Raw genomic sequence first — 11346 nt, forward strand, 5'->3', positions numbered from 1 at the left:
TTGGGCTCGGCTATTTTGACAGGCTCAACCACTTCTTCCTGAGCACTCGATTTTTCAGGCGAACTGGCGCAGCCATTAAGAAAAACGAGGATTATCACTGAAAACAATCTAAAAATTAACACACAATCGTCCTATTTATTGCCTACAAATATTTTCACTATAGATTATCAGAAAAATCAGTCGAGTCGGATAGCTGATTTATTCCATTTGGATAAAGCCATTATATTTCTTAGAATACACTGACATAATACATACCTTAAGGCGCAAGGTAAAAAGTTCGTGATTTAAAAACCGACCGTATATATTGAACCTTGAGCCCTTTACCATGAACCTAATCACATGACACTTCTTGCAGTTGGGATTAATTACAATACCGCACCGGTTTCAATCCGTGAGCGACTGTCATTCCCTGCCGAAATTCTAAAATCTTCGTTGCAGGAGCTGTGGCGCATCAAAGAAATTAATGAAGCCGCCATACTGTCAACCTGTAACCGCACCGAGTTTTACTGCACATCAACCACAGCAAATAAACAAATCCTGATTGACTGGGTCGCTCAAAGCAAACAAATCAGTGCCGCCGATTTTACGCCTTATCTATATTGCCATACCGATAGCGACCTGATCCGCCATATGTTTCGGGTCGCTTGCGGCCTGGATTCCATGATTCTGGGTGAACCGCAAATTCTGGGGCAAATGAAAACGGCTTATCAGGCCGCCTATGAAGCAGGGACTTTAGGCAAGCGCCTGGGTAAACTTTTTCAGCATACTTTTACTGCCGCCAAAAAAGTACGCACAGACACCGCCATTGGCTCCAGCCCGGTATCGGTTGCCTTTGCCGCTGTGCAATTGGCGCAACAAATATTCGACAAACTCAGCGAACAAACCGCCCTTCTAATAGGGGCCGGTGAGACCATTGAGTTGACCGCTCGACATTTGTCCCAACAAGGCATTGGCCGCATCATTATCGCCAACCGCACTTATGATAAAGCCCATGTATTGGCCTCGCAGTTTAACGGCTATGCGATCGCCTTATCCGAATTGCCTGCACATCTGGCCGAAGCCGACATCGTTATCTCGTCAACCGCCAGTCAACTTCCTATACTCGGCAAGGGCCGCGTTGAAAGCGCCCTCAAAAAGCGCAAGCACAAACCGATGTTCATGGTAGACCTTGCGGTGCCTCGGGATATTGAAGCGGAGGTTGAGCAACTCAGGGATGTGTATCTTTATACCATTGACGATCTACAAAACATCATAGATCAAAATATGAACTCCCGTCGTTTGGCGGCAGAACAAGCCGAAGAAATAATCGACACTCAAGTTGATTATTTTTTAACCTGGTTACGTGCCCAAGGCGCTCAATCCACTATTCAGGATTATCGCCACCAGGCCGAACAAGCCCGTGACGAAGCCTTGCAAAAAGCCATGGCCTCATTAAAAAGCGGGGCTCCCGCAGAACTTGTCCTTAACCGGCTGGCCCACAGCCTGACCAACAAACTTATTCATACGCCCAGCGCCCAAATCAGAACCGCCGCCGAAAACGAACGCCACGATTTGATTGCCGCAGCCCGTGAAATCTTTAAATTAACCAATTCTCAATGAAACAATCCATACAACATAAACTCGAAAATCTGTGCGAACGCTATGATGAAATTGCCGCCCTACTTTCGGAACCTGAAGTACAGGGCAATCAAAACAAATTCCGCTCCCTGAGCCAGGAATACGCCCAAATTAACCCACTGGTTGATTGCTATAAACGCTATCAACAAACCATGGAAAGCTTGGCGTCAGCCAAAGAAATGGCCAATGACAACGACCCCGAGTTAAGGGAAATGGCTAAAGAAGAGGTGAGCGACGCAGAAAACCAGCTGGACGCAATCGAACATGAATTGCAAGTGTTATTACTTCCCAAAGACCCCAACGATAATCGTAACATTTTCATAGAAATACGAGCCGGAACAGGCGGCGATGAAGCGGCGATTTTCTCCGGCGATCTTGCCCGCATGTACCAGCGTTATGCCGAGCGCAAAGGCTGGCAAACAGAAATTATCAACGAAAGCCACGGCGACCACGGCGGATACAAAGAAGTCATACTGCGCGTTGCCGGCAAAGATGTTTATTCCCAATTAAAATTTGAATCCGGTGCACACCGGGTGCAGCGCGTACCTGAAACCGAGTCGCAAGGCCGTATCCACACCTCGGCTTGCACCGTCGCAATCATGCCGGAAGTCGACGAAGTCGATGCTATCGACATAAATCCCGCCGACCTTAAAGTCGACACCTTCCGTGCCTCTGGAGCGGGCGGGCAGCACATCAATAAAACAGAATCTGCAATACGCATTACCCACGTCCCAACGGGTGTCGTCGTGGAATGCCAGGACGAGCGCTCGCAACACAAAAACCGCGCCCGAGCCATGTCTTTATTGGCATCCCGCCTATTATCCGCCGAGCAGGAAAAACACCACGCGGAACAATCGGCCACCCGAAAACTGCAAGTCGGCAGCGGTGACCGTTCCGAACGCATCCGTACCTACAACTACCCTCAAGGACGATTAACCGATCACCGCATCAACCTGACCCTGTATAAACTGGACGACATCATGCAGGGCGGACTGGAGCAAGTCATTCAGCCGCTGATCAGCGAACATCAAGCCGAACTGCTCACCCAGCTAGGCGAAGACTAATATCAATGCAAAGTATTAAATCGGTGCTGCATGACGCTGTCGGCATATTAGCAGCAGTTTCCGATTCAGCCTTATTAGATGCGGAAGTTTTATTGTGCATGGCGCTTAACAAGCCACGCTCCTACCTTCGCGCGTGGCCGGACCAGCAACTGCAATCCGAGCACTTAAACATTTTCAGGACGTTGCTTGAACAACGTCAAAAAGGCATACCTATTGCCTATATCACCGGCAACCGGGAATTCTGGTCGCGGGATTTCCAAGTCACACCGGACGTATTGATTCCCAGACCGGACACCGAACTGCTTATTGAACTCAGTTTAAAACTGATACCGGCCGACGAACCTTTCAAGATCATTGACCTAGGTACGGGTTCAGGCATTATTGCCATTACACTGGCGGCTGAATGTCCGCATGCACAGGTCAGCGCCATTGATTTTAGCTTGGCTGCATTACACATCGCTCAACTCAATGCCGCCAAACACCATATCAACAATATTCAGTTTTATCAAAGCGACTGGTTTACCGACATTACAGATACAAAATTTAACCTGATCATCAGCAACCCGCCATATATTGCAGCAGACGATAACCATCTACAGCAAGGCGATGTCCGGTTTGAACCGCAAACAGCCTTGCGCGCCGAAGAAAATGGACTTCGCGACATTAGAATTATTGCCGATGCTGCTCGTAATTATCTGGAACCTGGCGGGCATTTGCTGATTGAACATGGCTACAACCAGTTGCAGCAAGTTCAAACTCTTTTTAAAGATTTACATTATGATAAGGTACAAACCTATACAGACTTATCCGGGCAACCCCGTGTAACTTATGGACAATGGAACTCATATCAGGCTGCCCAGCCCTGATATCCTTCAAATCTGTTTCAAACAGATTTGACAACCTGAGACCGAATATTATGACCCAAGAACACATCCAAATTCCCCGCAAAATAACCAATAAATTGCTGCATTTTGCGCAAATTTCGCCAGACCTTGAAATATGCGGACTTATTGGCGGCAAAAACGGACTGCCGAGCACTTGCTATCCCATAAAGAACATTGCTGAACAGCCTCAGCAGCGTTTCCAGCTTGATGCCGGACAGCAAATTTCAGCCATGGCCGAAATGCGTGATCAAGGGGAAGAACTATTTGCCATTTACCATTCCCACCCGACCGCGCCAGCCATACCATCAGCCATCGATTTAAAGCTGGCATCTTATCCCGAAGCTCTTTACCTGATCATTTCGCTTAATACCAAAGGTGTTTTAGAAATGCGCGGTTTCAAAATAGACCCTAAATCAGTCCAAGAAATAGTGCTGTCCTTAAGCGAAGACGTGTGATGTTCATTTATTTTAATAGCTACCTTGGAAAAGCGGAACTTAAAAATAAAATGAGAAATATCAGTTAATTTTATGTAAACTGTGAAGTTTATAGCACTTTTCTTATAAAATCGATTCGGATTACCTATCGTGCAACTGTTAAAAAGGTTCTTTAGAAAAGAAAACGTTTGCAAGGGTATTGTCGGTATCAGTTTTTTACAGAACGGCATCTCTGTTGCTGTTTCGAAGTTTTCGGAAAGCAGTACGCTAACACTTATACATTGTGAATTCATTGACGCCAGGAAACCTGAAGATCAACAAGACCTACTCGGAGAACTTGCTGCGCAACATAATCTTGCCGAATATGACTGCCATTTGGTACTGACTACTGACAATTACCGCCGCATCAACATTGAAGCTCCCGCTGTCGCTGAAAACGAAATTATTGAGGCCATTCGCTGGAAAATTCATGATCTCATTGACTTCCCCGTTGACAAAGCTGTCATTGATTACTATCAAGTACCCATAGCTGTTCGCGCAAATAGCAGCAAAATGCTGGAAGTCATCGCCAGCCCTATTGACATCATCAGAGAACAAGTCGAAAAATGCACCAAGGCAGGATTACAGCTCAAAGTGGTTGATATTCATGAAACAACCTTACGTAATCTGGCAGCGCAATTACCGGAAAACGAACGCGGCATTGCCCTTTTGTACCTGTTGGAGTTTTCCGGCACCTTACTGATACAAAAAGACGCGACTATTTATGTTTCGCGTAAATTTGAAATCGGTTATAAAAAACTGGGATTAGACGATCCATTTTCCAGCGAAAGTGTGACCGCAAATGCTCATAACAACCTTGCACTGGAAATACAACGCTCACTCGATTATGTGGAAAGTTATTACGGGATTCCGCCTATTTCAACATTAGCCGTCATTCCCTTGGCAGAAAACACTCATAACTTGCTTGACAGCCTGAGCAGTAATCTTGGCATTGTCGCCCGGATGATAGATTTATCGACTGTTATCGATTGCGATATTCTAGTGGATGCACAGACTCAATCGCTTTGTGCTCCAGTTATCGGCGCAACATTACGTTATGCAATAGCAGCCGCATGATACAACAAGTCAACTTATATCAGGATATCCTTAATCAGGGACGGAAGAAATCAGGCATTAACTTATACTGGGCCGGCCTATCGGTTGTAGCCCTGCTGTTTGCCGGTTTCAGTGGATACGTAATATGGAGTTTAAAAAGCACCGAAACTCAAATACAACAGTTTCGCCAGAATCTAGAGGCCGAACAAACTCGCGTAAATCTCATCTCATCGAAAATCCCCAAGCAGGACATCGACGCACAACTCGCAGAAGAAGTCGCGCAATGGCAAAACATGCTGGACGAGTTAACACAAACCATGCAGTTGCTATCGAGTAAAATTACCGATCAATCACCCGGCTTTTCAAGCTACTTCCAGGCGCTCTCCAACCAGTCGATTCCTGATGTTTGGCTCAGCGCACTGTATCTTAACGAACAACGGCAGATTATCAACATTGAAGGTAGCACTTTTAAACCGGAGAAAATCCCTTATTTTCTGCAACAATTGCAAAAAGAACCTATCTTTAATGGACACACTTTCGCCAAACTGATTATGCAGAAATCAGAAGAGATACCGGATCAAATGGATTTTAAACTCAATACCATTCTGGAAGCGCCAGATAAAAAAGATCATGCTCGATAATCTTCAAGAAAAATTTGAAGCGCTGACCCAACGTGAAAAAATCATCGTGGTCGTGGCAATACTGATTGGCTTATGGGTCGGCTGGGATAGCTTCTTCTACCAACCGACTCAAAAAAAACATCAGGCGCTTCTGCTGCAACTGACCGACCTTAAGCAGCAATTAACCGCTCAACAACTGGCAACAATCAAGCTTGAAAACAGCTCCCATACAGACCCTAACTTGGCTAACCGTAATAAGCTGGTTGAATTAAAAGCCGAATATAACCGCCTGCAAGAACTTATAATGCACGACAAAAGCCTTGTCCCTCCACAATTAATGGCTGTCGCATTAAGCGATATACTTACCAAGAACAATGAATTAACCCTGATAAAGCTTGATACATTACCGGTAACTACTCTACTTGAATCCAAACAATCGCAAGCAAACCCGATATACAAACACGGACTGACAATCACTTTTTCCGGCAGTTATTTAAATACTCTCAATTACTTAAAAGCATTGGAGTCTCTACCTTGGCGTTTTGTCTGGGAAAGCATCGACTATCAGGTTAAAGATTACCCGACAGCGGAAACGACACTGAGAGCTTACACACTTAGCTTTAAGGAGAGCTGGCTTGGTGTTTAAAATAATACTATTGCTTGCAGGACTAGCTACCATGCCATGCAGCGCTGAATTCCGCGATCCGACCCAACCGGCCTATCCATTGCCGTCGGCAACATCCCCTGATACTGCCGATAGCGACGATGACTTGGTTTTATCGGCCATCTGGATTTCATCAAAATCAAGACGAGTAACCATTAACGGTGTCTCTGCTAAACAAGGTCAGACCATAGTAATTGAACAAACTCCGGTTTTAAAACCTGCGCTAACAGCTCCTGCTAGCACCTTGCCAATTACTGATAAAAAAAATGAGCTGTTTAATAATGCAATGGAATACGCAAACACGAAAACAAATCATCCCGCGCAAGAAAACATAATGTCTCCGCTAGGAAACATGATTGCTCCGCTGCTTGCAACCGCAATGGGGAGCATGGACATTCCTCAGCTTCAGGGACAGAGCCAGCCCATAGAAACCGGTATCCACCAACGACCAAATGCTGCTCAACATCCGGAACCAGCCTATGCACCGGCGCGCTCAATCACGGTTAAAATCATCAGTATTCACAAAAACTCGGTCACCATCACTCAAAATGGCGAACTTAAGACCTTGCAACTGGTGCAACGTCTCTACAAAACACAATAAATACCAAGTACACACTAAAATGAATAACAATCATCTAGTCATTACCACGGCATTGACATTACTACTGGTATCCTGCGCTCCACTTCAACCAACAAAGTCATCCAATGTTGCCAATGCATTTTCTGATGCCGCTCCGCAAGCGCGTAATAATGCAAAAGCTCCGTCAGCCGTTACCGATGCACTGATCCCTGATTTCGATCAAACCCTGTCCACCTCACAAAACACGGCGCAGCAAACACGCCTAAATATTTCCGTTTATGAAGTGGATGCCCGTGAATTTTTTATGGGCTTGGTTGTAGATACCGAAGAAAACATGATGGTACATCCCGAAGTAACCGGCAAAATCTCGCTGGACTTAAAGAATGTAACTATTGCACAAGTTCTTGATGCAGCGCAAAAACTCTATGGCTATGATTACAAAAAAAATGATATGGGGTACATCATCTATCCTGCAACTTTGCAAACCAAGACTTTTAAAATAGACCGGCTGGATTTGCTCAGGGTTGGCAATTCAAATACCAGCGTATCATCCGGCAAACAAGCCAGTCAAAACAACTCACAAGGCTCCACAGGGAGCCAACAAGGCAGCAGTAATCAAGGCGGCAGCCCTTTGGGGAACAGCCCAATGGGAAACAGTTCAATGGGATATTCTCAGAACTCCAGCTCATCAAGTAGTTCAGTTCGCACGACAACAAACACAGACTTCTGGCGCGAAATGAAAGACTCTTTACATAGCCTTATTAAAGTCGATCCACAAGCAACTGTAGATATTAACCAGCAATCGGGCATCGTGATTGTCCGTGCAAAACCCATGCAGTTAAGGGAAATCGAAAGCTTCCTGTCTGCCACCCAAACTCAAATCAGCCGGCAAGTCATTCTTGAAGCCAAAATACTGGAAGTTACCCTAGATGATAAACATCAAGATGGTGTTAACTGGGAAAGTATCGTTAAAGAAGGCATCAACAAAGCCCCGCTTTTAACTGGTATAGGCGGCGTTATGGATCCTAGCTTGTTTACTTCTGTTTTTACCTTAGGCGCTCATTCCGGTGATTTCCGCGCATTTGTCGAATTGATGGGGACCCAAGGAAAAACTAATGTTTTATCCAGCCCAAGGATTTCGACTTTAAATAATCAAACAGCCATTATTAAAGTCGGCCAGGATGAATATTTCGCCTATGATATTCAAACCAGTAACTCTCCTACCGGCACCAACACAAACATTATCACCACACCTTATCCCAAGCTGGATGTTTTCTTTTCCGGCATAGCCCTAGATGTTACACCGCAGATAGATGACAATGAGGACATTACTCTGCATATCCACCCTTCCATTACCCAGGTTAAAGAAGTAAGTAAAACTTTTGGCAATGCCATAGGCGCTTTACCGTTGGCACTCACCACTGTCAGAGAATCTGATAGCATAGTCAAGGCTAGAAACGGCCAGGTTATTGTGTTAGGTGGCCTGATGCAAGAGAATGATAATGAAAATAAGCAAGGTGTTACCGGTTTAGCAGCAATTCCATATATCGGCAACCTGTTTAGAGTCAACACGGGCTCCAGCCAAAAATCAGAACTGATTATATTGCTTAAAGCCTCCTTTATTGGCAGCGATACGGACTGGCAAAAGGAGATAAATTCCAGTAAACAACGCATTGAAAGGCTTGATTCACAGCCGCGTTGGAAATAAATTATACAAAAATATGGACAGATATATCGCTCTTGCATCACCTAAAATACCTTTATAAATGCGGCCTGGTGTTAATAGGGACATGAATCAAGCGTACCCAACCTGCAATAATGGCACTATCTCCATAAAAAATATTTTAAAAGTTATTTATGTATAAAACACACTTTGGTCTCAATAGTCAGCCATTCGGCTTAACGCCCGACACACAGTTCTTTTGTGAACTGCCCTCCCATTTAGAAGCACTTAACGTATTGCTGATTGCTTTGCATAACGGCGAAGGATTTATCAAAATTACCGGTGACGTCGGTACAGGTAAAACCATGCTTTGTCGCAAATTACTCAATGAATTACCGGAACCTTTCGAAACCGCATACATTCCCAATCCTCATTTACCACCAGTGGGTTTACTCATGGCAATTGCGAATGAAATGGGTATTGAATATTCCCGTCACATTGGGCTAAACGGGCTAATGAGTCTAATCAACGATTTTCTTATTAATAATGCTGTTAACGGAAAAAAACCGGTACTGATTATCGATGAAGCTCAATCCATGTCGATTGAAACATTAGAAGCGTTGAGACTTGTCACTAATCTGGAAACCGAAAAACAAAAGCTGTTGCAAATTGTATTATTTGGTCAACCCGAACTTGACGAACAACTGCATAATAAAGCCATACGGCAACTCAGACAGCGCATCACCTTTAGTTACGCACTTAAACCTCTCACGTCACAGAACGTTGCTGATTACATTCAACACCGACTACGTATTGCTGGCATGGGCAATATCAGCATTTTTTCCAGATTAGCTATCCGAGCCATACACCACTATAGCCGGGGTATACCAAGACTGATTAATATTTTAGCTAATAAAGCGATGCTCTCTGCTTATGGCAAAGGCCATTCATCAATAGGTGTAAAACAGGTTTATCTAGCCGCGTTAGATACCGAAGATGCCAACACAAAATTTAAACTTTTTGGCATCCGTAAACGCTACTTGCTGTTATTGATACTAGCAATTGCAAGCTACTTATGGACACCCATGACATCTATATTATGAGTCTGATCAATCAAATGCTGCGCGACCTGGAAAGTCGCAACACGCCCAATAATGCAGCACCAACTCTGCAACACAATATTCAGGTAACGCAACCCGCGGCGGCGAAAACACCTTTCCTGGCGTGGAGCCTATTGGCTATTATTGCGATGAGCGGCATTTATTCGGCTTATAAATACAGTAAAACACTGACTAAAACTCCTCCAGTAATTGTTACCGACAATATTAAAAAAGATCCGGTTCCTATTGCACCTTATGAAAAGGTATTGGCTGCGCCAAACGCCGTTACCGACCCTACGCCAAAAATCGAACTTAAACCGTCCGAAAATACAACAAATCAGCCAGCCTCTGTTGCTCAACCCGAAACAGTAGCACCAATGGTTCAACCCACGCCGCCAACTCAAACGGTCCAAACGGCTCCAGTAGTTCAGACGGCGCCTGAGATTATCTCCGAGTCGCCTATAAAAAAAACTCCCACCAGCGCCAAACCACCGGCGCTGGTCAAGTTAACAACCGCTAAAGAGCAAGCGGATTTACTATATCGCCAAGCAGAAAATAATTCTGAAGACTACTCGGCAACTTACAAACTGGAACAAGCCCTTAAGCTTGATCCGCGACATCTGAAGGCTCGCTTATTATTAGCTAAAACATTACATAATCAGGGACAAGCTAGCAAAACTGCCGAGTTTCTAGATCAAAGTCTTGCCTTATTTCCTGATAACTTACAATTTATTAACACCCGTGCTCAGCTATACCTGCAACAAAAAAATCCCAACGGTGCGCTTAAAACTCTACAGCGTATTGAAGTAACAAACAGTTCCACTGAAACTTATTTATCTTTATTGGCGGCGACCTATCAACAACTGCAATCTTTTGATAATGCAGCTAAAGTCTACCAAAGGCTGGTAACCATCAATCCGGAAAAAGCCGAAAATTGGCTGGGTCTAGCCCTATCACAAGAAAAGCTCGGTAATCTAAAACTTACCCGCGAAGCCTACCAGCAAGCACTAAGCAAAAATACCCTAAAGGAATCCATTGCAAACTATATTAAACAGAGACTAATCGAGCTTAGATAATTTTTTTAGATATATCCAGCCGAATAAAATACTTAATAAAATTGAATCAATGCCCTGTTATAAATGGACATTCTTAGGGATAAATCTAATATGGAGAGACAATGAGCGACGGGGAGGGAAATCAACGCCTGTCAAGCCAATATAAGGCGTTGATTAATATTGGGATCTAATAAAAAAACTTATGCTGCTGCAATTAAATTTTAAATTTTAATATAACTTTTGTACTTGCTTCGATGAGTTTAAAACTACTCATGTTTTCACACAACAACCTTGTGAAATTTAATACATTAGGACTTTCGCAACCCTAGTCGTATAGGTTATGTTAACAGGTATGATTACGAAATACCGTTACGTAGAATACTTGATTTGCACGCCGATCAACTACACTTGTTTCAACCTGGCCGAGCATTTGGACGATGTCAGCCACGATGTGGTGAGCAACTTTCTGAAACAGAGTCGGATAACAGCGCGGCAGGTGTGGGAGCTGGTCAAGGCTTACAAGTGTAGGTTTTCTTAAACAAGTATGACGAGACAGAGCATTACGGTAAA

At 44.3% G+C, this 11346-nt stretch carries 12 protein-coding genes; 11 read left to right on the forward strand and 1 reads right to left on the reverse strand.

Translation table 11 applies throughout. From position 1 onward, the window contains the following. The first annotated feature begins 339 nt into the window (after window positions 1-339). From hemA to V7051_RS17865, 11 genes are all read left to right on the forward strand, one after another. Window positions 340-1599 carry a glutamyl-tRNA reductase gene (hemA, locus tag V7051_RS17815; protein WP_333877175.1) on the forward strand — a complete coding sequence of 420 codons (1260 nt, stop codon included), beginning with the start codon at window positions 340-342 and terminating at the stop codon, window positions 1597-1599. Further along, window positions 1596-2681: a peptide chain release factor 1 gene (prfA, locus tag V7051_RS17820; protein WP_333877177.1), complete on the forward strand. Its 1086-nt coding sequence runs from the start codon at window positions 1596-1598 to the stop codon at window positions 2679-2681. The genes hemA and prfA overlap by 4 nt, the downstream gene beginning before the upstream one ends. 5 nt (window positions 2682-2686) lie before the next feature. After that, a complete protein-coding gene (prmC, locus tag V7051_RS17825; RefSeq protein ID WP_333877178.1) occupies window positions 2687-3547 on the forward strand; it encodes a peptide chain release factor N(5)-glutamine methyltransferase in 861 nt (286 codons plus the stop codon). A 50-nt stretch (window positions 3548-3597) separates the two neighbouring features. Beyond that, entirely contained in the window at window positions 3598-4020 is a 423-nt protein-coding gene (locus V7051_RS17830) for a M67 family metallopeptidase (RefSeq protein WP_333877180.1), read from the forward strand. 129 nt (window positions 4021-4149) lie between these two features. Beyond that, a complete protein-coding gene (gene pilM, locus V7051_RS17835) occupies window positions 4150-5115 on the forward strand; it encodes a pilus assembly protein PilM (protein WP_333877182.1) in 966 nt (321 codons plus the stop codon). Then, window positions 5112-5735: a hypothetical protein gene (locus V7051_RS17840; protein ID WP_333877184.1), complete on the forward strand. Its 624-nt coding sequence runs from the start codon at window positions 5112-5114 to the stop codon at window positions 5733-5735. The genes pilM and V7051_RS17840 overlap by 4 nt, the downstream gene beginning before the upstream one ends. Beyond that, window positions 5725-6360, forward strand: a complete 636-nt coding sequence (locus V7051_RS17845) for a hypothetical protein (RefSeq protein WP_333877186.1) — start codon at window positions 5725-5727, stop codon at window positions 6358-6360. Before V7051_RS17840 ends, V7051_RS17845 begins: the two co-directional genes overlap by 11 nt. Further along, a complete protein-coding gene (locus V7051_RS17850; protein ID WP_333877188.1) occupies window positions 6350-6979 on the forward strand; it encodes a hypothetical protein in 630 nt (209 codons plus the stop codon). The genes V7051_RS17845 and V7051_RS17850 overlap by 11 nt, the downstream gene beginning before the upstream one ends. A gap of 19 nt (window positions 6980-6998) precedes the next feature. Next, complete coding sequence (locus V7051_RS17855; RefSeq protein WP_333877190.1) at window positions 6999-8666, forward strand: secretin N-terminal domain-containing protein; 1668 nt, start codon at window positions 6999-7001, stop codon at window positions 8664-8666. A 149-nt stretch (window positions 8667-8815) separates the two neighbouring features. Continuing rightward, on the forward strand, window positions 8816-9724 hold the full coding sequence (locus V7051_RS17860; RefSeq protein ID WP_333877191.1) for an ExeA family protein: 909 nt from the start codon (window positions 8816-8818) through the stop codon (window positions 9722-9724). Then, on the forward strand, window positions 9697-10797 hold the full coding sequence (locus V7051_RS17865; protein WP_333877193.1) for a tetratricopeptide repeat protein: 1101 nt from the start codon (window positions 9697-9699) through the stop codon (window positions 10795-10797). Before V7051_RS17860 ends, V7051_RS17865 begins: the two co-directional genes overlap by 28 nt. Window positions 10798-11119: 322 nt before the next feature. Here the strand turns inward: V7051_RS17865 and V7051_RS17870 are convergent. Continuing rightward, window positions 11120-11346, reverse strand: a 227-nt coding sequence (locus V7051_RS17870) for a hypothetical protein (RefSeq protein ID WP_333877195.1), incomplete at its 5' end; no start/stop codon positions are given.

Origin of the sequence: Methylobacter sp., from assembly GCF_036845245.1 — a bacterium.
In the GTDB taxonomy this organism is placed as follows: Bacteria; Pseudomonadota; Gammaproteobacteria; order Methylococcales; family Methylomonadaceae; genus Methylobacter_A.